Origin of the sequence: Burkholderia sp. BCC1640, assembly GCF_902833125.1 — a bacterium.
In the GTDB taxonomy this organism is placed as follows: Bacteria; Pseudomonadota; Gammaproteobacteria; order Burkholderiales; family Burkholderiaceae; genus Burkholderia; species Burkholderia diffusa.
The window spans coordinates 20,315-42,624 of the sequence record NZ_CADFEF010000005.1; the positions used below are offsets into that span (position 1 = coordinate 20,315).

At 64.9% G+C, this 22,310-nt stretch carries 18 protein-coding genes and 1 tRNA gene; 11 read left to right on the plus strand and 8 right to left on the minus strand.

The genetic code is table 11. The annotated features are described in order from the left end of the window. Window positions 1-65 precede the first annotated feature (65 nt). The 7 genes from HWX25_RS07225 (at window position 66) to HWX25_RS07255 (ending at window position 8,426) form a co-directional block, all read left to right on the plus strand. A complete protein-coding gene (locus HWX25_RS07225; RefSeq protein ID WP_175907893.1) occupies window positions 66-758 on the plus strand; it encodes a VOC family protein in 693 nt (230 codons plus the stop codon). Window positions 759-813: 55 nt separating this feature from the next. After that, window positions 814-1,722 carry a DMT family transporter gene (locus HWX25_RS07230; protein ID WP_175907895.1) on the plus strand — a complete coding sequence of 303 codons (909 nt, stop codon included), beginning with the start codon at window positions 814-816 and terminating at the stop codon, window positions 1,720-1,722. A gap of 152 nt (window positions 1,723-1,874) precedes the next feature. After that, window positions 1,875-3,056 (plus strand): PLP-dependent aminotransferase family protein, encoded by a 1,182-nt coding sequence (locus tag HWX25_RS07235; protein ID WP_175907897.1) that lies wholly within the window; start codon window positions 1,875-1,877, stop codon window positions 3,054-3,056. A 42-nt stretch (window positions 3,057-3,098) separates the two neighbouring features. Further along, window positions 3,099-3,557, plus strand: coding sequence for a RidA family protein (locus HWX25_RS07240; RefSeq protein ID WP_006478174.1), 459 nt, complete (start codon window positions 3,099-3,101; stop codon window positions 3,555-3,557). Between the two features lie 13 nt (window positions 3,558-3,570). Then, window positions 3,571-4,452 carry a PhzF family phenazine biosynthesis protein gene (locus tag HWX25_RS07245; RefSeq protein WP_175907900.1) on the plus strand — a complete coding sequence of 294 codons (882 nt, stop codon included), beginning with the start codon at window positions 3,571-3,573 and terminating at the stop codon, window positions 4,450-4,452. Between the two features lie 216 nt (window positions 4,453-4,668). Further along, complete coding sequence (locus HWX25_RS07250; RefSeq protein WP_059527386.1) at window positions 4,669-7,008, plus strand: EAL domain-containing protein; 2,340 nt, start codon at window positions 4,669-4,671, stop codon at window positions 7,006-7,008. Between the two features lie 203 nt (window positions 7,009-7,211). After that, window positions 7,212-8,426, plus strand: coding sequence for a chromate transporter (locus HWX25_RS07255; protein WP_059527389.1), 1,215 nt, complete (start codon window positions 7,212-7,214; stop codon window positions 8,424-8,426). A gap of 36 nt (window positions 8,427-8,462) precedes the next feature. On the opposite strand, the gene HWX25_RS07260 is transcribed toward HWX25_RS07255, so the two are convergent. Further along, the gene (locus HWX25_RS07260; RefSeq protein ID WP_059527391.1) at window positions 8,463-8,909 is read right to left on the minus strand and encodes a multidrug/biocide efflux PACE transporter; all 447 of its coding nucleotides are present in this window, start codon (window positions 8,907-8,909) and stop codon (window positions 8,463-8,465) included. A 112-nt stretch (window positions 8,910-9,021) separates the two neighbouring features. On the opposite strand from HWX25_RS07260, the gene HWX25_RS07265 reads away from it, so the two are divergent. Further along, window positions 9,022-9,906: a LysR family transcriptional regulator gene (locus HWX25_RS07265; protein WP_059527394.1), complete on the plus strand. Its 885-nt coding sequence runs from the start codon at window positions 9,022-9,024 to the stop codon at window positions 9,904-9,906. A gap of 62 nt (window positions 9,907-9,968) precedes the next feature. On the opposite strand, the gene HWX25_RS07270 is transcribed toward HWX25_RS07265, so the two are convergent. The 5 genes from HWX25_RS07270 to HWX25_RS07290 all read right to left on the minus strand — a co-directional run bounded on the left by HWX25_RS07270 (window position 9,969) and on the right by HWX25_RS07290 (window position 17,848). Further along, the gene (locus HWX25_RS07270) at window positions 9,969-10,427 is read right to left on the minus strand and encodes a CopD family protein (protein ID WP_059448642.1); all 459 of its coding nucleotides are present in this window, start codon (window positions 10,425-10,427) and stop codon (window positions 9,969-9,971) included. A 247-nt stretch (window positions 10,428-10,674) separates the two neighbouring features. Next, on the minus strand, window positions 10,675-12,996 hold the full coding sequence (gene parC / locus HWX25_RS07275; protein WP_175907902.1) for a DNA topoisomerase IV subunit A: 2,322 nt from the start codon (window positions 12,994-12,996) through the stop codon (window positions 10,675-10,677). A 62-nt stretch (window positions 12,997-13,058) separates the two neighbouring features. Next, window positions 13,059-15,041, minus strand: coding sequence for a DNA topoisomerase IV subunit B (locus HWX25_RS07280; protein ID WP_059527399.1), 1,983 nt, complete (start codon window positions 15,039-15,041; stop codon window positions 13,059-13,061). Window positions 15,042-15,264: 223 nt separating this feature from the next. Continuing rightward, entirely contained in the window at window positions 15,265-17,250 is a 1,986-nt protein-coding gene (locus HWX25_RS07285; RefSeq protein WP_175907904.1) for an ATP-binding cassette domain-containing protein, read from the minus strand. Between the two features lie 193 nt (window positions 17,251-17,443). Next, entirely contained in the window at window positions 17,444-17,848 is a 405-nt protein-coding gene (locus HWX25_RS07290) for a DUF4399 domain-containing protein (RefSeq protein WP_175907906.1), read from the minus strand. A gap of 197 nt (window positions 17,849-18,045) precedes the next feature. Here HWX25_RS07290 and HWX25_RS07295 point away from each other — a divergent pair, with 197 nt between their 5' ends. From HWX25_RS07295 to HWX25_RS07305, 3 genes are all read left to right on the plus strand, one after another. Next, a complete protein-coding gene (locus tag HWX25_RS07295) occupies window positions 18,046-18,228 on the plus strand; it encodes a rubredoxin (protein WP_006478164.1) in 183 nt (60 codons plus the stop codon). A gap of 148 nt (window positions 18,229-18,376) precedes the next feature. Further along, window positions 18,377-18,451: transfer RNA gene (locus HWX25_RS07300), tRNA-Arg, on the plus strand. 175 nt (window positions 18,452-18,626) lie between these two features. Continuing rightward, complete coding sequence (locus HWX25_RS07305) at window positions 18,627-19,844, plus strand: integrase arm-type DNA-binding domain-containing protein (RefSeq protein ID WP_175907908.1); 1,218 nt, start codon at window positions 18,627-18,629, stop codon at window positions 19,842-19,844. Between the two features lie 163 nt (window positions 19,845-20,007). Here HWX25_RS07305 and HWX25_RS07310 read toward each other — a convergent pair whose 3' ends face one another. Together HWX25_RS07310 and HWX25_RS07315 are read right to left on the minus strand one after the other, a co-directional pair. Next, window positions 20,008-21,126 carry a hypothetical protein gene (locus tag HWX25_RS07310; protein ID WP_175907910.1) on the minus strand — a complete coding sequence of 373 codons (1,119 nt, stop codon included), beginning with the start codon at window positions 21,124-21,126 and terminating at the stop codon, window positions 20,008-20,010. Beyond that, window positions 21,123-22,304 carry a hypothetical protein gene (locus HWX25_RS07315; protein ID WP_208457043.1) on the minus strand — a complete coding sequence of 394 codons (1,182 nt, stop codon included), beginning with the start codon at window positions 22,302-22,304 and terminating at the stop codon, window positions 21,123-21,125. The genes HWX25_RS07310 and HWX25_RS07315 overlap by 4 nt, the downstream gene beginning before the upstream one ends. Window positions 22,305-22,310 lie beyond the last annotated feature (6 nt).

The window sequence follows — 22,310 nt, forward strand, 5'->3', positions numbered from 1 at the left end:
CGGTTCCGCAACCGCCCGGCGCATCGCCCGCCTACCATGACACTTTCGCTTCCCGACCGACGTTCATGCCAGCCCGCTCCCTGACCCTCGACCATCTCGTGATCGCCGCGCGCACGCTCGACGAAGGCGTGCGCCATGTCGCCGCGTCGCTCGGCATCGAACCGGCCGGCGGCGGCCGCCATCCGCTGATGCGCACCCATAACGCGCTGTTCGGCGCGTGGGGCGGGCTGTACCTCGAAGTGATCGCGATCGATCCCGATGCTCCCGTCACGGGCGACGACGCCACGCCGCCGCGCACGCGGCTGTTCGGCCTCGACGATCCGGCGATGCATGCCAGACTCGCGCAGGGCCCGTTCCTCGCGCACTGGGTCGCACGCGTCGACCGCCCGCGCCAGCTCGCGATGTGGCAAAGCCAGTACCCGGCGCGCATCGCGCCGGTCGTCGCGATGCGGCGCGACGACCTGAGCTGGGGTCTCACGGTGCCCGACGACGGCGCCTTCCCCGCTTGGCAAGGCGCCGGCGACGGCCTCGTGCCATCGCTGATCCAGTGGGACAGCCCGCGCCACCCGGCCGAATCGCTGCCGAACGACGGCGTCGCACTGAAGGCGCTCAAGGGCGTCCACCCGCGTGCGGACGTCATCCGCGAGCAGCTCGACTGGCTCGGCGCGGGCCATCTGCTCGACCTCGACAGCGGCGACGGCCCGCCGGCGCTCGTCGCCGAATTCGACACGCCGCAAGGCGCACGCACGCTGCGCTGAACGCCGCTGCCGCCCCTCGATTACACGAAACCCGCAATACGGAGACACCCATTTCATGAATTCGCGCGAAACCCGGGGCATGCTGCTCGGCCTCATCGGCGTGATGATCTTCAGCCTGACGCTGCCGATGACGCGTATCGTCGTCTCCGAACTCAACCCGCTGCTGAACGGGCTCGGCCGCGCGCTCGCCGCGTCGGTGCCGGCCGGCCTGCTGCTGTGGTGGCGCCGCGAACGGCTGCCGACCCGCGCGCAGTTGAAAAGCCTCGCGGTCGTGTCGGCCGGCGTGATCATTGCGTATCCGGTGTTCTCCGCCTGGGCGATGAAAACCGTGCCGGCCTCGCACGGCGCGGTCGTGAACGGGCTGCAGCCGCTGTTCGTCGCACTGTACGCGGCGTGGCTGTCGCACGAACGGCCGTCGAAGGCGTTCTGGGCCAGCGCGCTGGCGGGCAGCGCGCTCGTGATCGCGTTCGCGCTGCGCGACGGCGGCGGCACGGTGCAGGCCGGCGACGCGCTGATGCTCGTCGCGGTCGGCATCGGCGCGCTCGGCTATGCGGAAGGCGCGCGCCTCGCGCGCCAGATCGGCGGCTGGCAGGTGATCTGCTGGGCGCTCGTCGTGTCCGCACCGTTCCTGGTGCTGCCGGTCGGCTGGCTCGCGTGGATGCAGCACGTCGCGCACCCTGCCCCGCTCGCGTTGCGCACGTGGCTCGCATTCGGTTACGTGACCCTTTTTTCGCAATTCATCGGCTTTTTCGCGTGGTACGCCGGGCTCGCCATGGGCGGCATCGCGCGCGTGGGCCAGGTGCAGCTGCTGCAGATCTTCTTCACGATCGCCTTTTCCGCGCTGCTGTTCGGCGAGACGGTGACGCCGTCGACGTGGCTGTTCGCGGCCGCCGTGATCGCGACCGTGATGCTCGGCCGGCGCTCGGCGGTGGCCACGGCCCCGCGTCCCGCTCGCGCCGGTTGATGAGGTGCGCCATAATGTTCGTTTTGCCTGAACGGTTGTGCCCACCCGGCCGCGACGGCCCGGTCGCGCTCCCGCACGCCCACCCGGCCGCGTCGACGCGATCAGCCCGATCGACCTTTCTTGACTGACCACGATATCCGAACGAGGAGACTATGAATCCGAGCGACCTGCATCCGCCGCACTGGCAGCTTTCCGAACGCGCCCGCAAGCTGACGAGTTCTGCGATCCGCGAGATCCTGAAGGTCACGGAACGCCCCGAGGTCATCTCGTTCGCAGGCGGCCTGCCCGCTCCCGCGACGTTCCCGGCCGAGCGCATGCGCGCCGCCGCCGACCGCGTGCTGCGCGACGCGCCGGCCGCCGCGCTCCAGTACAGCGCGACCGAAGGCTACCTGCCGCTGCGCGAATGGATCGCCGAGCGCTACAGCGTGCGCGTGTCGCAGGTGCTGATCACGACCGGCTCGCAGCAGGCGCTCGACCTGCTCGGCAAGGCGCTGATCGATCCGGACAGCCCGATCCTCGTCGAAACCCCGACCTACCTCGGCGCGCTGCAGTCGTTCTCGCTGTACGAGCCGCGCTACGTGCAGGTGCCGACCGACGAGCTGGGCCTGCTGTCCGAAGGCCTCACGCCCGATCTGACGCAAGGCGCGCGCCTGCTGTACGCGCAGCCGAACTTCCAGAATCCGACCGGCCGCCGCCTGCCCGTCGAGCGCCGCCGCGCGCTCGCCGCGTTCGCGCAGTCGAGCCCGTTCCCGGTGCTGGAAGACGACCCTTACGGCGCGCTGAACTACCAGGGCGAGCCGCTGCCGACGATGCTGTCGATGGCGCCGGACCATATCGTGCACCTCGGCACGTTCTCGAAGGTGCTCGCGCCGGGCCTGCGGATCGGCTACATCATTGCCCCCGAGGAACTCCACTTCAAGCTCGTGCAGGCCAAGCAGGCCACCGACCTGCACACGCCGACGCTCACGCAGCGCATCGCGCACGAAGTGATCAAGGACGGCTTCCTCGACGAGCACATCCCGACGATCCGCCAGCTGTACGGCGCGCAATGCGAGGCGATGCTCGCGTCGCTCGCGCGCCACATGCCGGAAGGCGTCACGTGGAATCGCCCGGACGGCGGCATGTTCATCTGGGTGAACCTGCCCGCGCAGATCGACAGCATGAAGCTGCTCGAGGCCGCGGTCGCCAACCACGTCGCCTTCGTGCCGGGCGCGCCGTTCTTCGCGAACGACCCGCAGCAGAACACGCTGCGCCTGTCGTTCGTGACGGTGCCGCCGGAGAAGATCGAGGAAGGCGTCGCGCGTCTCGGCAAGCTGCTGCGCGAGCGTCTCTGATCCCCTTTTTCCTGTCACGACTCTCAACGAGGAATCGAACACATGGCTAACGTCTACGACAAACTGAAGTCGCTCGGCATCGAACTCCCGACCGCCGGCGCACCGGCCGCCGCCTACGTGATGAGCGCGCAAAGCGGAAACACGGTCTACCTGTCGGGCCACATCGCGAAGAAGGACGGCAAGGTCTGGGCCGGCAAGCTCGGCGCGGATCTGCAGACGGAAGACGGCAAGGCGGCCGCCCGCTCGATCGCGATCGACCTGCTCGCGACGCTGCACGCGCACACCGGCGACCTGAACAAGGTCACGCGCATCGTGAAGCTGATGAGCCTCGTCAACTCGACGCTCGACTTCACCGAACAGCACGTCGTGACGAACGGTGCGTCGGAACTGATCGCCGAAGTGTTCGGCGACGCAGGCAAGCACGCGCGTTCGGCGTTCGGCGTCGCGCAGATTCCGCTCGGCGCGTGCGTCGAGATCGAACTGATCGCCGAAGTCGCGTAACGGGCGCATCGAGATGACCGGTCGTCTCGTCCGCTTCAAGCAGGTCGACGTCTTCACGTCGGTGCCGTTCAAGGGCAACCCGCTCGCCGTCGTGTTCGACGCCGATTCGCTCGGCGACGACGCCATGCTCGAGATTGCCCGCTGGACGAACCTGTCGGAAACGACGTTCGTCTGCACGCCGACCGATCCGGACGCCGACTACCGCGTACGGATCTTCACGACGGCCGGTGAACTGCCGTTCGCCGGCCACCCGACGCTCGGCACCGCCCATGCGTTCCTGGAAAGCGGCGCGAGGCCACGCACGCCGGGCCGGCTGATCCAGCAGTGCGGGGTCGGCCGGGTCGCGCTGCGCGAGCAGGCCGGCGGCTGGGCGTTCGCCGCGCCGCCGGCCCGCGTCACGCCGCTCGACCGTTCGGACTACGCGGCGCTGGCTGCCGCGTTGCGCAGCGACGCGATCGACCTGGAAGCCGAGCCGTGCGCGGTGGACAACGGCGCGCCGTGGCTGGTCGTGCGGCTGAAGTCGGCCGACGCGTGCATCGGTCTGTCGCCGGATCCGGCCGCGCTGGAGGCGCTCACGCACCGCTACGGCATGGACGGCCTCGCGGTCTACGCGCCGCACGCCGAAGGCGGCCCCGCGACGTTCGAAATCCGCTGCCTGATGACGGGCGGCAACTTCGGCTTCGGCGAGGACCCGGTCACCGGCAGCGCAAACGCCGCGCTGGCCGGGCTGCTGACGCGGCAGGAACGCCGCCCCGGCCAGTCGTATACGGCCCGCCAGGGTACGGCGATCGGCCGCGACGGCCGCATCTCCGTCAGCTATGACGAAGATGGCACCACGTGGATCGGCGGCCACGTCGTCACGGTCGTCGACGGCACCTTCCGGTCGCCCGTGTAACATTTCGCGATGTGCGCTGGCGCCGGCCCGCCGGCGCCCCTACGATTCGCCCAACTATCGCAAAAGCGTTCCAGCCAGTAATATCGGGCCTAATCCGTTGTTTCGGAGGTCTGTCCATGGTTGCGTGTCCCGCGAACGAACAGACGTCGGGACAACCCGAACCATAGCCAGCCATCCTGACGGATGACGCACGCGAGCAGGACGCCGCCCTCTCAGATGAGCTCCGCCCGGTCAAACCACACGCCGCCGACCCGACCGCTGCGCGCGCCGCGCAAGTCGCGCCGACGCGCGCTGTTCGCGATCCCGCTGCTCGGGATGCTGGCGCTCGCGCTGCTGTGGGCGGTGATCGTCGCGCGGCTGTCGGTCGAAAAGGACAGCGCGTACAAGGAAGCGGCGGCTTCTGCGGCGATCCTGTCGTCCGCGCTCGAACAGCACACGGTCAAGGCCATCCATCAGGTCGACCAGATCACCCGCTTCGTCAAGTTCGAATTCGAGAAATCGCCCGCGCACTTCAACCTCGCGAGCGCGGTCGAAAAAGGCGTTGTGCCGAGCGACACGCTGATCCAGGTTTCGCTCGTCAACGCGAAGGGCGTCCTGTTCGCGAACACGGCCGAACTCCATCCGAAGCCGATCAACCTGGCCGACCGCGAGCACTTCAAGGTCCACCTCGCGCACAACGACGATCGCCTGTACATCAGCAAGCCCGTGCTCGGCCGCGTGTCGAGCCACTGGACGCTGCAGATGACGCGGCGCCTGAACAATCCGGACGGCAGCTTCGCGGGCATCGTCGTGGTGTCGGAAGACCCGAGCTACTTCACGAACGACTTCTACAACAACGCGGCGATCGGCAAGGAAGGCGTGATCGCCGTGGTGTCCGACACGGGTACCGTCCTCGCGCGGCGAACCGGCTCGCTCAACAACGCGCCCGGTGCGTTCTCCGCGTCGGGCGTCTATCCGATCGCCGAGCGCGTGACGGGCACGATCATCGACCCGATCGACGGCGTGACGCGCATCGTGTCGTACCGCCACCTCGACGGCTATCCGCTCGCGGTGATGGTCGGGCTGTCGCAGTCCGAGGAATTCGCGGACTACTACCACACGCGCAACGTCTATCTGCTGATGACGAGCTTCATCACACTCGCGATGCTCGCATTCTTCGGCGTCGCGACGGGGTTGATCGGCAAACTGCTCGGCCGCGAGCGCGAGATGACCCAGCTCGCCGAATACGATCTCCTCACCGGCCTCGCGAACCGCTACGCGACGCTGCGCGGGCTGCGCAACGACGTGTCGATGCCGGCCAGCCTGTCGCGGCTCGGCCTGCTGTTCATCGACCTCGACAACTTCAAGACCGTCAACGACACGCTCGGCCACAACGCCGGCGACATCGTGCTGCAGATGACCGCGTCGCGCCTGTCGGATGCCGTCGGCGACGAAGGGTCGCTCGCACGGATTGGCGGCGACGAGTTCGTCGTCGTGATGAAGGGCGACGACGTCGAACGGCGCGCGGTGCGGCTCGCGGAAGCGATCATCCGGATGTTCGCCGAGCCGTTCGACGTGCGCGGCAGTTCGTTCGTGCTGCACGCGAGCATCGGCATCGCGCTGCACACCGTCGCGAACGAAAGCGAGATCGACCTGCTGAAGAAGGCAGACCTTGCAATGTACAGCGCGAAGGACGCGGGCAAGAACTGCTACCAGTTCTACGCGCCGCACCTGTCGCATCGCGCGGACCACCTGATGCGCTGGGAACAGCAATTGCGCGTCGCGCTCGCCGAGGGGCAGCTGTTCCTCGCCTACCAGCCGAAGATCGACCTGACGCACCGCACGATCACCGGCTTCGAGGCGCTCGCGCGCTGGGATCACCCCGAGCACGGCATCATCTCCGCGAACGAATTCATTTCGATTGCCGAGTCGACGGGCCTGATCGTGCCGATCGGCGACTTCGTGATCCGCACCGCGTGCGAACAGATCGCGCGCTGGCGCGACGACGGCCACGACACGCTGACGCTCGCGGTCAACATCTCGCCGGTGCAGTTCTGGCGCGGCGACCTGATCGAGACGATTTCGCAGGCGCTGCAGGACACCGGCATCGAGGCGAACCGGCTCGAAATCGAGATCACCGAGACCGCGATGATGGAGTATCCGGAGCTCGTGTCCGAGAAGATCGTCGCGTTGAAGAAGCTCGGCATCCGGATCGCGCTCGACGATTTCGGCACCGGCTATTCGTCGCTGTCGTACCTGCACCGCTTCTCCGTCGATACGCTGAAGGTCGACCGCTCGTTCGTGCAGGCGATTCCGAACGATCGCAGCGTGTGCGTGATGGTGTCGTCGATCGTGCATCTCGCGCGCTCGCTCGGCCTGACGGTGGTCGTCGAAGGCACCGAAACCGAGGAGCAGATCGCATGGCTGTCCGCGCTCGGCGAGATCGAGGCGCAGGGCTTCCTGTTCTCCCGCCCCGTGCCGGCCGACGCGATCCCCGCGCTGATCGCGCGCTTCGGCGTGCGCGGCGACCGGCCGAGTGTCCTCGCGCACCGCGCAACCGGCAGCACGGGCGCCTGAGCCCGCTGCTCCCAGCCCGCGCGGCTATGTTGCGCAGCACACCGATTATTTCGGTTTCCGATCCGGTTGTTTAGTTCATTAACTAGCGTTTTCGCGCATGGCAGTGTCACGATGCGCGGCGGACAATCGGGAGGGCCATCGTGTCGGCGGGCCGCCGGCACGTTTCCACGCGCGAGACCAGGCCCAGCGCCAACAGCACCGTCATGACAACCATCGAAGTCGAAGCGGCCGAACGTGTCGAACAGACACAGGCATCCCTATGGGCCTTGTTCAAGGTCGTGGCCGGCATTTCCGCCGTGTCGTGGGGCGGGCTTTCGATGATGGCGCAGCTCGAACGCCACTACGTCGACCGGTTGCAGCGCATCGAGCCGCACGTGTTCGCCGATCTCGTCGCGCTCGCATGGCTCGTGCCAGGCCCCGTCGGCTGCAATGTTGCGGTGCAGGTCGGCCAGACGCTGCACGGCCGCATCGGCGCATGGATCGCCGGCATCGCGAGCGTGCTGCCGTTCTCCGTGTTGATGACGCTGTTCGCGATCTTCTACCGCACGCCGATCGTGCGCTCGCTCGCGGCGCCGATGCTGATCAATCACTTCGGGATGGTGCTCGCCGCGCTGATCGGCGTCACGTGGGTCAAGCAGCTGCGCACGCTCGCGAGCACGCGGCTCGAACGGGCGATCGCCGCGCTCTCGACGATTCTGCTCGCTTTCGCGCATAGTCCGGCCGCTTTCGTCGGGATTCTCTTCGCTGCGTTCGCGGCCGGCTGGCTGACCGGGCCGCCGCAACACGACGCGGTCGACTTCACGCTGTCCAAACGCGACCGCAACCTGCTCGTGCTGCTCGCCGTGCTCGTCGCGCTGTTCGCGCTGCCGCTGCCCGGCGACTACCAGGAGACGCTGCTGTGGCCGCGGCTCGCCGGCGCCGGCATGACACTGTTCGGCGGCGGCTTCTCCGCGCTGCCCGTGCTCAAGACGCTGTTCGTGTCGCCGGCCACCGGCATCTCCGATCACGACTTCACGCTCGCGTTCGCGTTGTCGCCGGTGTCGCCCGGCCCGCTGCTGAACGTCGTGCCGTTTCTCGGCTACCTGACCGACGGCTGGACCGGCGCGCTGCTCGCGACCGCCGCGCTGTTCATTCCGTCGGGGTGTCTCGTCGTGTTCGCGCAGAACCATCTGTTCCGGCTCAAGCGCCACTCGCGCTTCGAGCACGGGATGCGCCTGCTGCGCGCGGCGACGACGGGTTTTCTCGTCGTCGCCGTCGTGAGGATCCTGCACCGCGAACCGGCCGATCCCGTCTACTGGCTCACGGGCGCCTTTGCGACGCTGTGCTTCGCGCGCTTCAAGGTGCCCGTGTACGCCGTCTACGGTGCGGTCGCGATCGTATGCGGCGGATGGCTGTTGTGGGCCGCCATCGCGCACTGACGGCAACCCCTCCCACCACCGCCGGCCGCTCGCCGCTCAGCTCGCCTGCACCGCGACGCGGCGTGCGACCCAGCGTGCACGCAGCGCGTCGTACGCGAGGTTGAAGCAGAACGTGTACGGCAGGAAGAACAGCACGATGCCGAGGTCGAGCAGCAGCGCCTCGACGAGGCTCACGTTCAGCCACCACGCGGCCACCGGCACCACCATCGCGACCAGGCCGAGCTCGAACACGACCGCGTGCGCGATCCGCATCCCGAGCGTGCGCGTGAGGCCGGCGCGGCGCTCAAAACGGTCGAACAGCGTATTGAACGTCATGTTCCAGGCCATCGCGATCAGCGACACCATCACCGTCAGCACGCCGACGTGCGATACCGGCATGTCAAGCAGCCACGCGCCGATCGGCGCGCACAGCGCGATCGCCACCAGCTCGAACGTCAGCGCGTGAACGAGGCGTTCCGTCACCGTTTTGTTCATCTGTTTCATGGTTCCCTCCAATTAATCTGTGCAACGTATGCCGGCCATTTTGATCGGCGCAACTGCATGAATCCAGTTTGATATCATCGGTTTTACCGATATAACAATGTGAGATCCACGCATGCGCCACGCCCCCGAAGCCCTGCTCGCCTTCGCCGAAGCCGCGCTGCTCGGCTCGTTCACGGCCGCCGCGCGCAAGCTCGGCAAGCGCCAGTCGACGGTGTCCGAAGCGATCGCGAACCTCGAGATCGATCTCGGCGTGCAGCTGTTCGACCGCTCGACGCGCACACCGACGCTGACCGATGCCGGACGCGCACTGCTGCCGCAGGTGCAGCGCGCACTGGAAGCCGGCGCGGCGATCGACCGCACCGCCGCGCGGCTCGCGCAGGGGGAGGAAGCACGGCTGACGCTCGTCGTGTCCGATACGTATCAATCGAAGCGTTACGAGGAAACCTTGATGGCGCTCGAGCGGCGCTTTCCGACGCTGGAACTCGAATGCCAGATTGCCGAACACGAGGACGTGCTCGACCTGATCCAGCAGGGCCGCGCACAGCTCGGGCTGATGGCCGCGCGCGCCGTCTACCCGCCCGATATCGGCGCGGCGACGGTGGCGGAGGAATCGGAGATCGGGCTGTTCGTCGGGCGCACGCACGCGCTGGCGGCCTGCGGCGACGCTGACGTGCCGCATTCGGCGCTGCGCGACGCGCGCGAGCTGCGCCTCAACACGTACGTGAAACCGGAGGATCGCGGCGCCGACGACCGGATCGTCATCGGCACGCAGCGCTGGCTCGCGCCGAGCTACCTGATGCTGCTGGAGATGGCGGTGCTGGGGTTCGGCTGGGCCGAGCTGCCGCGCTGGATGGTCGAGCACTTCGCGCGCGATCGCCTCTGCGAGCTGCGCTCGCGCGGCTGGCCGCGCCGCGTGCGGGTCGATGCGGTGTGGTCGCGCAACCGGCCGCTCGGCCCGGCCGGCGCGTGGCTGCTCGACGCGATGCTGGCCGCATAGCGGCGCGCGGCATCGCGCCGGCGGCAGGCGCCGAACGGCGCCGCAAGGTCAGGCGTTCACGCTCAGAAGCCGCGCGACAGCACGGCCGCGCCGATCGTCACGACGCCGAGCACGAGGTTGACGACGACGAGCAGGCGCACCGTGTTCACCGCGCGCGCGCCGTCCGGCCAGTTCTGCGCCTGCACCGCGCGGCGGATGCGCGGGAACAGCGCGAAGCGGATGTGGCCGAAGATCAGCATCATCACAACACCGAGCCCCGCCATCGCGTGCAGCGTCCACGTCGCGTGCGCGCCGCCGAATGCGGTGAGCAGGAAACCGCCGGACAGCAGGATCACGATCACCGACCCCGACACCCAGTTGAAGAAGCGGCCGAACACGCCCTCGATCAGCGGCAGCCGCAACTGCGGCGTCAGGTCGGACAGCGCCGGGCGCAGGCAGAAGTTCGCGAAGACCATCCCGCCCACCCACACGGCGACGGCCAGCAGATGAAGAAACAGCGCGACGGCAACGGCGTGGGACATGGCGGCAATCCTGGTATGAGTTGAGTGCAACGAACGGCCGCGTCACGCGCGGTCTCGAGCGACGTTCGACCGGCGCGCCGCCGCGCGGTTCAGACCCTTGGCGGAATTTCACAATATTTTGCAAGTTCCGTGTGACGGCGCCACTCGCGCTTACCTGAATGCGTCGCGCAAAAAAGAACCGGCCGCACGCCCGCCGAAGCGGAGGTGCGGCCTTCGATGCCGGTCGAACCGGCCAACGGATGCGGCGTCAGCCGAGCAGCGGACGCAGCTCGTTGACGACCTTGAGCTTCGTTTCCGGCGCGCGACCCTTGCGTGCACGCTTGCCGACGTGCGGCGCGAGCCCCGCGTACGACAGCGTTTCGTCCTGCGCCTTGCCGCCGCGACCGGTGCCGATCAGCACGACGCCGGCCGGGTCGATCGCGAGCGCCTGCACGAGCGTTTCCTTGTCGTCGAGCGCCATCAGGATCACGCCGCGACCGCCGCCCGACAGCGTTTTCATCTCGTCCATCCCGAACACCAGCAGACGGCCGCCGCTCGACAGACATGCGACCTGCGTCGCGTTCGGCAGCACGGGCATCGGCGCGAGCGGCACCGCGCCCGCATCGATGGTCATGAACGACTTGCCGGCCTTCACGCGGCTCACCATGTCGCCGACCTTCGCGAGGAAGCCGAAGCCGTTGCTCGACGCGAGCAGCAGTTGCTGGTCGGCCGGCGCCGCGTAGTAGTGCATCAGGTGCGAGCCCGACTCGAGCTCGATCAGCGACGTCACCGGCACGCCGTCGCCGCGCCCGCCCGGCAGCACCGACACGTCGACCGAGTACACGCGGCCGCTGCTGCCCCACGCGATCATTCGATCGGGCGTGCGGCACTGGAACGCTGCATACAGGTGATCGCCTGCCTTGAACGAGAAGCCGGCCGGGTCGAGCCCGTGGCCCTTCAGCGCACGCACCCAGCCCTTCTGCGATACGACGACCGTCACCGGCTCGTCGACGACCTTCGCCTCGAACGTCGCGCGCTTTTCCTGCTGGATCAGCGTGCGGCGATCGTCGCCGTACTGCTTCGCATCGGCCTCGATCTCCTTGATCATCAGCCGCTTCATCGCGCTTTCGTTCGCGAGCAGTTCCTCGAGCTTCGCCTTCTCGTCGCGCAGCGCCTCGAGTTCCTTCTCGATCTTGATCTTCTCGAGCCGCGCAAGCTGACGCAGGCGGATTTCGAGGATGTCTTCGGCCTGGCGGTCGCTGAGGCCGAACGCGCTCATCAGCGCGGCCTTCGGCTCATCCGACTCGCGGATGATGCGGATCACCTCGTCGATGTTCAGGAAGACGATCATCCGCCCTTCGAGGATGTGGATGCGGTCGTCGACCTTCGCGAGACGATGGCGGCAGCGGCGCGTCATCGTCAGCTGGCGGAACTTCACCCATTCGTCGAGGATCGTCAGCAGCCCCTTCTGGCCCGGCCGGCCGTCGGCGCCGATCATCACGAGGTTCAGTGTCGCGTTCGACTCGAGGCTCGTGTACGCGAGCAGCGTGTTCACGAATTCCGTCTGGTCGATCGTGCGCGACTTCGGCTCGAACACGAGCCGCACCGCCGCTTCCTTGCCCGACTCGTCGCGCACCGCGTCGAGCAGGTCGAGCATCGCCTTCTTGGTGTTGAGCTGCTCGGGCGTGAGCGTCTTCTTGCCGAGCTTGAGCTTCGGGTTGGTGAGTTCCTCGATTTCCTCGAGCACCTTCTGGCCCGACGTGTTCGGCGGCAACTCGGTGACGACCAGCTGCCACTGGCCGCGTGCGAGATCCTCGATCCTCCAGCGCGCGCGCACCTTCAGGCTGCCGCGGCCGGTTTCATAGGCCGCCGCGATCTCGGTGTCGCTCGAGATGATCTGGCCGCCGCCCGGGAAGTCCGGGCCGGGGATCAGGTTCATCAGCTCCGCATGCGTGAGCTTCGGATTGCGGATCAACGCGACCGCCGCCGCCGCGACCTCGCGCAGGTTGTGCGACGGAATCTCGGTCGCGAGACCGACCGCGATGCCCGACGCGCCGTTCAACAGCACGAACGGCATGCGGCTCGGCAGCGTCTTCGGTTCCTCGAACGAGCCGTCGTAGTTCGGCATGAAGTCGACCGTGCCCTGGTCGATCTCGTCGAGCAGCAGCTTCGAGATCGGCGTGAGCCGAGCTTCGGTGTATCGCATCGCCGCCGCGCCGTCGCCGTCGCGCGAGCCGAAGTTGCCCTGCCCGTCGATCAGCGGATAGCGCAGCGAGAAATCCTGCGCGAGACGCACGAGCGCGTCGTATGCCGACTGGTCGCCGTGCGGGTGGTATTTACCGAGCACGTCGCCGACCACGCGCGCCGACTTCACCGGCTTCGCGTCCGGGCCGAGGCCCATTTCGTTCATCGCGAACAGGATCCGGCGCTGCACCGGCTTCTGGCCGTCGCACACGTCGGGCAGCGCGCGGCTCTTCACGACGCTGACCGCGTAGCTGAGGTACGCCTGCTCCGCGTAGTTGCCGAGCGTCAGCGCATCGGCGTCCGGTGCGTCGGATCCGGCGAAGAGATCGGAAGTATTGTCGTCCATCTGAATTCCGTATTCGTAAGTGGCGTGAGGCCGGGCCGGGCGTCATGCCCGGCCGCGCGGGTTTAGATGTCCGCTTCGACGTCGTTGCCCTTTTCCTCGAGCCAGCCGCGTCGCGCGGCTGCCTCGCCCTTGCCCATCAGCATGGTCATCCGCGCGACGGTCGCCTCGTAGTCGAGTTCGCCGAGCTTCACCGGCATCAGGCGGCGCGTGTCGGGGTTCATCGTCGTGTCCCACAACTGCTCCGCGCTCATTTCGCCGAGACCCTTGAAGCGGCTGATGCTCCACTGCGTTTCGCGCACGCCGTCCTTGCGCAGCTTGTCGAGCGTCGCCTCGAGTTCACCTTCGTCGAGCGCATAGAGCTTCTGCGCGGGCTTCTTGCCGCGCGCGGGCGCATCGACGCGGAACAGCGGCGGCCGCGCGACATGCACGTGACCGCGCTCGATCAGCTGCGGGAAATGCTTGAAGAACAGCGTAAGCAGCAGCACCTGGATGTGCGAGCCGTCGACGTCCGCGTCCGACAGGATGCAGATCTTGCCGTAGCGCAGGTTCGACAGGTCGACAGTGTCGTCGGGGCTATGCGGATCGACGCCGATCGCGACCGAGATGTCGTGCACCTCGTTGTTCGCGAACAGGCGGTCACGCTCGGTTTCCCACGTATTCAGCACCTTGCCGCGCAGCGGCAGGATCGCCTGATATTCCTTGTCGCGGCCCATCTTCGCGGAACCGCCCGCCGAGTCGCCCTCGACGAGGAACAGTTCGTTGCGCGCGATATCTTCCGTCTCGCAGTCGGTCAGCTTGCCCGGCAGCACCGCGACGCCCGAGCTCTTGCGCTTCTCGACCTTCTGGCCGGCGCGCGTGCGCGCCTGCGCCTGCTTGATCACCAGCTCGGCGAGCTTCTTGCCGTGCTCGACGTGCTGGTTCAGCCACAATTCGAGCGCCGGACGCGAGAACGACGATACGAGCTTCACCGCGTCGCGGCTGTTCAGGCGCTCCTTGATCTGCCCCTGGAACTGCGGATCCAGCACCTTCGCGGACAGCACGAACGACACGCGCGCGAACACGTCTTCCGCGAGCAGCTTCACGCCCTTCGGCTGCAGGTTGTGCAGTTCGACGAAGCTCTTGACTGCCTGGTAGAGACCGTCGCGCAGGCCCGACTCGTGCGTGCCGCCGGCCGGCGTCGGGATCAGGTTCACGTACGACTCGCGCACGAGCGATCCTTCCTCGCTCCATGCGACGACCCACGACGCGCCTTCCCCTTCGGCGAAGGTTTCGTCGGTCGAACGCGCATCGGCGAAGCGCTCGCCTTCGAACAGCGGAATCAGCAGCTCGCTGCCGTTCATCTCGTCGAGCAGGTAGCCGCGCAGGCCGTCCTCGTACTTCCACGCCTGGCGCTCGCCAGTCTTCTCGTTGACGAGCACGACTTCGACGCCCGGCAGCAGCACGGCCTTCGAGCGCAGCAGACGCTGCAGCTCGCCGAGCGGCAGGTTCGGCGAATCGAAATACTTCGGATTCGGCCAGACCTGCACGCGCGTGCCGGACTTCTTCTCGCCGCGGCCCGCGCCTTGCGTCGCGAGCGGCTTCACGACGTCGCCTTCGGCGAAGCCGAGCTCGGCGATCTTGCCGTCGCGCCAGACCGTCACGTCGAGACGCGTCGCGAGCGCGTTCGTCACCGACACGCCGACGCCGTGCAGGCCGCCCGAGAACGTGTACGCGCCGCCGGCGGCCTTGTCGAACTTGCCGCCCGCGTGCAGGCGCGTGAACACGATCTCGACGACCGGCACGCCCTCTTCGGGGTGCATCCCGAACGGGATGCCGCGGCCGTCGTCCTCGACCGACACCGACTGGTCGGCATGCAACGTGACCGTGATCTGCTTGCCGTAGCCGCCGAGCGCCTCGTCGGACGCGTTGTCGATGACTTCCTGAATGATGTGCAGCGGATTTTCGGTACGGGTGTACATGCCGGGCCGCTGCTTGACCGGCTCGAGACCCTTGAGCACCTTGATCGATGCTTCGCTATAGGCCGCGCTGGGCTTCTTCGTTGACATAGGCGCTGAATTTCGTCATTCATCGGGACGTTGTCCACACCTCGTGTGGATAACGTCGTGGACAAAACGTTGAGTTCCGTAAAAAAGCGAATCGAAACAACGGTGTGCTTGGACTGCTCCGAAAGCGGGCGCGCGGCGTTCGCTGCGCTGCCCGGGACGCGCGGTATTTTACTGGTTCCGCGTGGCGCGCCGTCGCAAGATCACTCACGCGGCGCACGGGGCGTCAGACCGGCTTGCGCTTTGCCTCGAGCGTCTCCCACCGTTCGAGCGCGGCGAGGAGCTCGTCGTCGATCGCCGCGAACCGTTCGGTCAGGCGCGTGCCTTCCTGCGGATCCTTCGCGAAGATCGAACCGTCCTCCAGCTGCGCGTTGATCGTCTTCTGTTCTTCCTCGAGCGCCGCGATCTTCTCCGGCAGCGCATCGAGTTCGCGCTGCTCGTTGAACGACAGCTTCACCGTGCGCTGTGCGTTGCGGCCGGCCGCGCTTTTCGCCGCGTCTTCCTTGATCGGCGCCGCTTCCTTCACCGCGCGCTTCGCCGCCTCCTGCTGCGCGAGTTGCTGCGAACGCTCGCTCTGGATCTGCCAGTCGGTGAAGCCGCCGACGTATTCGCGCCACTTGCCGTCGCCCTCGGCCGCGATCACCGACGTGACGACGTTGTCGAGGAACGCGCGATCGTGGCTGACGAGCAGCACCGTGCCGTCGTAGTCGGCCAGCAGCTCTTCGAGCAGTTCGAGCGTCGGGATGTCGAGGTCGTTGGTCGGTTCGTCGAGCACCAGCACGTTGGCCGGCCGCGCGAACAGGCGCGCGAGCAGCAGCCGGTTGCGCTCGCCGCCCGACAGCGACTTCACCGGCGAGCGTGCGCGCTCCGGCGCGAACAGGAAGTCGCCGAGATAGCTCATCACGTGCTTGCGCACGCCGCCGATCTCGACCCATTCGCTACCGGGGCTGATCGTGTCGGCCAGGCTCTTTTCCTGGTCGAGCTGCGCGCGCATCTGGTCGAAATAGGCGACCTGCAGGTTCGTGCCGGTGCGCACCGTGCCCGCGTCGGGCTTCAGTTCGCCGAGGATCAGCTTGAGCAGCGTAGTCTTGCCGGCGCCGTTCGGGCCGACGAAACCGATCTTGTCGCCGCGCATGACCGTCGTCGAGAAGGTGTCGACGACCGTGCGATCGCCGTAGCGCTTCGTCACGTCCGTCAACTCCGCGACGATCTTGCCCGACTTCTCGCCCTGCGCGACGTCGAGCTTCACGTTGCCCTGCGAATTGCGGCGCTCCGCGCGCTCGTTGCGCATCTGCACGAGGCGCGCGATGCGGCCGACGCTGCGCGTGCGGCGCGCCTCGACGCCCTTGCGGATCCACACTTCTTCCTGCGCGAGCAATTTGTCGAACTTCTCGTTTTCCACGCGCTCGACTTCGAGCTGCTGCGCCTTGCGCGTCTGATACGCGGAGAAATTGCCCGGATACGACAGCAGCCGGCCGCGGTCGAGCTCGACGATGCGCGTCGCGACGCGGTCGAGGAACGCGCGATCGTGGGTGATGAACAGCAGGCCCGCGCGCTGCGAGACGAGCAGTTCTTCCAGCCAGCGGATGCCGTCGAAGTCGAGGTGGTTGGTCGGTTCGTCGAGCAGCAGCACGTCTGGCTGGAGCACGAGCGCGCGCGCCAGCGCGACACGCTTCTGCATCCCGCCCGACAGCGCGTCGACCTGCGCGTCGCCGTCCGTCAGGCCGATCTGCGCGAGCGTCATCGACACGCGCGTACGCCAGTTCCATGCATCGTGCGCATCGAGCGACGACTGCAGCGCGTTCATCCGCGCGAGCAACGCGTCGTGCTCGGCGCCTTCGGGCGTCTCCGCGAGGCGGTGCGCGATCGAATCGTATTCTTCGAGCACTTCGCGCGTGTGCGTGAGCCCCGATGCGACGGCGTCGAACACGGTCGCGCCCGGTTCGAATTCGGGCTCCTGCGGCACGTAGACGGTCACGAGCTCCTGCTGGCGCGTGATCAGCCCGTCGTCGGGCTTCGCCAGCCCGGCGACGATCTTGAGCAGCGACGACTTGCCCGCGCCGTTGCGACCGATCAGGCCGACGCGCTCGCCGGCCTCCAGCGAGAAATCCGCGTGATCGAGCAACGCGACGTGACCGAACGCGAGTTGCGCGCCGGTAATGGAATAAAGCGACATGGGGAGACGGCGGAGAGAGAAATCGGAAGCGCCCATTGTACCGGTGGCGGACGCCTGCGCCGGGATGGCCGGACGGACTAGGCCGGTGCGCGGCTCATTTCGTGCCGCGGCGGCATGACGGCGCGCCCGGCGGACGGGGCCGGCATGCGACGCGGCGATGTTGCGCAGCCCCCGCGGCGGGCATCCGGCCGCAGCTTCCCGGCCGGGTGCCCGCATGCGGGCGGTGCGATTACTTCACGTTGACCGAGATCGTCGAGCTCAGTTCGGGACCGTACGAACGGTGCGCGCCGTCGCCGAGCTGCAGCGTCAGCGTGTGCTGGCCGGGCGGCAGCGTCACGTCGGTTTCGGTCTGGCCCTTGCCGAAGTGCAGCGAATGGTCCGTCGCGGGGATCACGTCGCCCTTCGGCACCGGCTTGCCGTCGATCAGCAGGTGATGGTGGCCCGTATCCGGCGTCATGTCGCCGGCCGGCTTGAGCCCCATGCCTTCGAGGCCGAACTTCACGTGCACGGTGCTCGACACCGTCGCGCCGTCCTTCGGCTCGACGAAAAACACGCGCGCCTCGGCGCGCGCGAGCGTCGACACGGCCAGAGCCGCGACACATACCGCACCCGCGATCCACTTCTTGTTGAGCATCGTTTACTCCTTCAGATTGAAAGGCTCACGAAGCATACACTGCGTGCCCGGCCCGCGCGATGACGCCCGTTGTTCGCGATGCGCACGTTTAAAACGACGTTGCAGAGGCGTTCGGCGAAATTCCGGTACCATTGCGCCTTTCGTCCGCCGGCCACGCCGCGGACGGCATCACAGATTTTCATCATTCCGAGCACCACATGAGCGAAGTAACCGAATACCAGAGCTGGGTCTGCCTGATTTGCGGGTGGGTCTACAACGAAGCGGAAGGCCTGCCCGACGAGGGCATCCCCGCCGGCACCCGTTTCGCCGACATTCCCGCCGACTGGCGCTGCCCGCTGTGCGACGTGGGCAAGGAAGATTTCGTCGTCGTCGATTTCTGATTCGGGCTTCCGGACATGATCGAGCGCGCGCGGCGCGCATCGGCACGCATTCCGTCCGCGCGATGCGCCGCGCGTTTGCTATACTCTGCGCGCTGTCCACATTGCCGTCCCGTTCGCGTCTTCTGTGCGTGAAACTGCGGACATGGCTCTCCCCGTAGTTCAATGGATAGAACAAGCGCCTCCTAAGCGCTAGATACAGGTTCGATTCCTGTCGGGGGGACCAAGAATCCCCCAAAGCTCCACCAGCTTCGCCACAAGAACCCCGTCACGCTTGGCTGTGCGGGGTTTTTTGTTGCAAACTTCCACCAGCAACCCCCAGTGGAAACAACCCCCGACTTGGGGTTGTTTTGGGGGTTCTGCAAAACACCCCCAGAAAACAACCCCCGAGGCACCAGCACATGGCGCTCACCGACCTCAAGGTCCGCACAGCCAAGCCCACTGAGAAACAACAGAAGCTTTATGACGGTGGCGGACTGCTGCTATTGATAACGCCGGCCGGCGGCAAGCGATGGGTTCTCAAGTACCGCGTCGACGGTAAAGAAAAGAGCCTGGCACTCGGCACGTATCCGGAGGTCTCGCTTGCCGAGGCACGCGCTCGCCGCGATAGCGCGCGTGAAAAGCTTGCCGCAGGTGTTGACCCAGGCGAAGCCAAGAAAGCCGACAAGCGCGCTGCGCAGCTGGCCGCCGCCAGCTCGTTCGAAATCGTTGCGCGCGAATGGTTTGAGACTCAGCGTGGTGGATGGTCCGAGGTGTATGCAGGCAAGGTCATCAACTGCCTAGAAGTCGACGTATTTCCTCGACTCGGCGCCCGCCCTATCGCGAGCATCGATGCTCCCGAACTGCTGGCGATCATTCGCACTGTCGAATCTCGCGGCGTTCGCGAGACGGCAAAGCGGGTACTACAGCGTTCGCGTGCCGTGTTTCAGTACGGCATCATGACCGGCCGCTGTACTCGAAACCCGGCGGCCGACATCGACGCGGAAACGGTATTGAAAAAGAGCTCGGGCGTACAGCATATGGCGCGAGTGAAGGCGACCGAGATCCCGCAGCTCATGCGCGACATCGACGAATACTCAGGCGATCTGGTCACGCGGCTCGCCCTGCGGTTCATGGCGCTGACGTTCGTGCGGACGAAAGAAATGATTCAGGCCGAGTGGCCTGAGATCAATGTCGATGCTGCTGAATGGCGCGTGCCCGCCGATCGCATGAAGATGCGCGATCCGCACATCGTCCCGCTGTCCCGGCAGGCAATTGACGTTCTGACACAATTGCGCGCGATCAACGGCGAGCAGCGCTTCGTCTTCTACAGCGTACAGGGCCGGAGCCATATCTCGAACAACACCATGCTCTATGCGCTCTATCGGATGGGCTACAAGTCTCGCATGACCGGGCACGGCTTCCGCGGCCTTGCAGCGACAGCACTCCGTGAACTCGGATACAGCCGCGACGTTGTCGAACGCCAGATGGCTCACGCGGAACGCAACCAAGTAACCGCAGCCTACGTCCACGCCGAGTATCTGCCGGAGCGTCGCAAGATGATGCAGCGCTGGGCCGACTACCTTGACGAACTGAAGGTCGGCGCAAAGGTACTGCCCTTCGCATCATCCAATGGCTAATTGCGATACCTGTCCAAAAAAGAGGCATGGCGGATTTCTGAGGGGTGCGGGGCCGACACGTCGGCACTCGGCCATCTTCCGACGCTGGGTCACGCCTCCACGCGAACGTTCGCACTCCGGTTCCGCCCCGATAGCGAACCGTCGGAAGCTTACTCCCGTTGCGCTATGCGGTCTTGCTGAGATACCGGTTATAAAAATAGGCAATGCACCCGAGAGTGAATTCGATTAGTGCTTGCCAATCCGCGTCATCGCAAGGAACAACTTCTTCGGGCCAAAACTGATGAACGATTTGGTTCCGAAGCGCGTAATACTTGTCGGCCTGTTTGTCCACAAATACAGTTCGCTGATCTTCCGGATCAGTGGCCAATGGTACCGTGAAGCCAGAAAACGGTTTGCAGTCTTGAGCCAGCGCTTGAAAAGCACCATAGTTTGATGCCGCGTATTCCCGAAATAACTTGCCAATTGAGTCGCGCTCCACGCGCTTCCATCCAAGCTCTTTATTGCAGGATCTTGCAAAATCAAGAATTTTTATGTTTAAAGAAACGGCCGCAAGTCGAAGCTGTTCAAGGAGTGAGCCGGCGCGCGGCAGAACAAACACAAATTCCAGAATTCTATAGATTTCCAGAAATGCATGCTGCAGCAATGGCGTTGTCATTGCAGAAAACAAATTCTCTTCAATGAGATAATATTTTTCCTGAAGAAATATTTCCCGCACTATTTCCAGCGAGCGAGGCGTAAGTCTATTTCCACTCGTGAATCGCGAATCGAAAGTACAAATATAATTCGCAACGTATCGCCCCGGCGTCTGCTTCCTGAAAATTGACTCGTTGCTCAATTGGAAGACAGATACTCCTTCCAAACATTTCTTAATTACATCAAGATCAACGCCATCTTCTTCAGCCGGTCCTGCTATGTGCTCTTCCACCCATTGCGGATCCAACTGGATAGGGCGCAGATCAAGGCGCTCAGCCAGGAGAAGGAATATGGACCCGGGAACATCTATCGTGTTAATCGTATTTTCACTTTGCTCGTACAAAGATGCCTGTTCGTCCTCTGTGGGCGCAAAAGAGAGCGCAATGCAGTAATTATCCTGATGCAGAAACTCAAATACTTTCGCACCACTGGCCGATTGCCAAGTGTCACCGACGATCAACTGTTGAAGAGCATCGATTTCGGCGGTCAAGTCGGCCGGCGCGCTAAGTTTGCCCGTAACAGGTCTCCCGTTCGAGTCCGAGAACTTTCCGAGGAGAGCTTGCGACAATCGTTTTACGTTCTTTGTCATTTATATGCTGACCAGCACGGGGTGAGGCTTTCGAGATTGTCTGCGTGCGCAAACATGTGCTCAAATGCTCTGAAAAAAAACTCCCGCTCGTACTCGCCAATACGACCAGATCGCGCCGAGACCTTTTGGTTTAACGTTAGATAGTCAACGAATTCCGCTTTTGAAGCCGCAACACCAATCTTTCCCGTGATTGTTCTGATACTCGCACTGAGAGAATCTAGTTTATTTTTTAGATTTTCGAATTCGAACGAGTAACCCGGCCGACCCAGTAAATACTGAGCCGCCGCTGCTGCAAAGGCAATGCTTGCCGGTGCGCTGGTAAAGATATCGCGCCCCTCCTTGAATCGGGTGCTTTCATCAATATATTCAGGCGGCGTAGCTGTTGTCGCGAACGCTCGATCAAGCTCTGCGAGAAGCTTCATAGTTTCGATGAATGCGGGAAGAGCTTGCTCGTTCGCCGTAGCTTCCGTGGCGTCCATTCTGGCAAAATCCTCAGCGACCTTCTCTTTCACTTCAATGTGCGGCTTCCTCGAAGTGAAAGCCAAGAACAACTCTACTATCCGTGTAGATCGATACTGACCAGCACCGCTCCGCCGCTCCTTCTCGTCGATGTTGAAAACATCGATATTCGGGACCTGTTTTTGTATTTCAATCAATACTTGTTTGTAGATTGTTTCCAGCTGACGCTTAATATCCCAAGGAACTTGGCCGGTGTTGAGTACCAGCATACGATACACAAGACTATCGATATTTTTGGCGAGCCATAGGTCGATGCGAATAACCTTATTGAAGTCACCAGGATTTTCTTGGTTGATTGCCGCGTCGAGTGCTGTCGTTCGCTGCATCCCATCAATAATCGAGAGCGTGGACTTATCGATACTCCGGATAAGCCCAGCAAAGTCATCGTTCGTCCTACATTTCAAGGCAGCCTCAAAGGTATCCGGTTGAACGACTGCACCGATAACGATAGGCGGCAGAATTGCACCCATCTTAATGTCATCAATCATGCGCTTTCGGATATTGATCCCGGTCTTTGTTTTGAGCGGAGCTCGTTGCCCGGGTATGCCGCCGCTGTCACGATAGACCTCGTTTATCATTTCTAGATATTCTTTGACATCCAGCTGCCCAAGCCCGGACAGGCATTTCACGCGCGTGTCTTCCAGAAAAATCGTGGCCACGAGTCT

Coding starts and splice junctions, on each gene's coding strand:
- HWX25_RS07225 (WP_175907893.1), top strand. CDS start 66: ATGCCAGCCCGCTCCCTGACCCTCGACCATCTCGTGATCGCCGCGCGC.
- HWX25_RS07230 (WP_175907895.1), top strand. CDS start 814: ATGAATTCGCGCGAAACCCGGGGCATGCTGCTCGGCCTCATCGGCGTG.
- HWX25_RS07235 (WP_175907897.1), top strand. CDS start 1,875: ATGAATCCGAGCGACCTGCATCCGCCGCACTGGCAGCTTTCCGAACGC.
- HWX25_RS07240 (WP_006478174.1), top strand. CDS start 3,099: ATGGCTAACGTCTACGACAAACTGAAGTCGCTCGGCATCGAACTCCCG.
- HWX25_RS07245 (WP_175907900.1), top strand. CDS start 3,571: ATGACCGGTCGTCTCGTCCGCTTCAAGCAGGTCGACGTCTTCACGTCG.
- HWX25_RS07250 (WP_059527386.1), top strand. CDS start 4,669: ATGAGCTCCGCCCGGTCAAACCACACGCCGCCGACCCGACCGCTGCGC.
- HWX25_RS07255 (WP_059527389.1), top strand. CDS start 7,212: ATGACAACCATCGAAGTCGAAGCGGCCGAACGTGTCGAACAGACACAG.
- HWX25_RS07260 (WP_059527391.1), bottom strand. CDS start 8,909: ATGAAACAGATGAACAAAACGGTGACGGAACGCCTCGTTCACGCGCTG.
- HWX25_RS07265 (WP_059527394.1), top strand. CDS start 9,022: ATGCGCCACGCCCCCGAAGCCCTGCTCGCCTTCGCCGAAGCCGCGCTG.
- HWX25_RS07270 (WP_059448642.1), bottom strand. CDS start 10,427: ATGTCCCACGCCGTTGCCGTCGCGCTGTTTCTTCATCTGCTGGCCGTC.
- parC (WP_175907902.1), bottom strand. CDS start 12,996: ATGGACGACAATACTTCCGATCTCTTCGCCGGATCCGACGCACCGGAC.
- HWX25_RS07280 (WP_059527399.1), bottom strand. CDS start 15,041: ATGTCAACGAAGAAGCCCAGCGCGGCCTATAGCGAAGCATCGATCAAG.
- HWX25_RS07285 (WP_175907904.1), bottom strand. CDS start 17,250: ATGGGCGCTTCCGATTTCTCTCTCCGCCGTCTCCCCATGTCGCTTTAT.
- HWX25_RS07290 (WP_175907906.1), bottom strand. CDS start 17,848: ATGCTCAACAAGAAGTGGATCGCGGGTGCGGTATGTGTCGCGGCTCTG.
- HWX25_RS07295 (WP_006478164.1), top strand. CDS start 18,046: ATGAGCGAAGTAACCGAATACCAGAGCTGGGTCTGCCTGATTTGCGGG.
- HWX25_RS07305 (WP_175907908.1), top strand. CDS start 18,627: ATGGCGCTCACCGACCTCAAGGTCCGCACAGCCAAGCCCACTGAGAAA.
- HWX25_RS07310 (WP_175907910.1), bottom strand. CDS start 21,126: ATGACAAAGAACGTAAAACGATTGTCGCAAGCTCTCCTCGGAAAGTTC.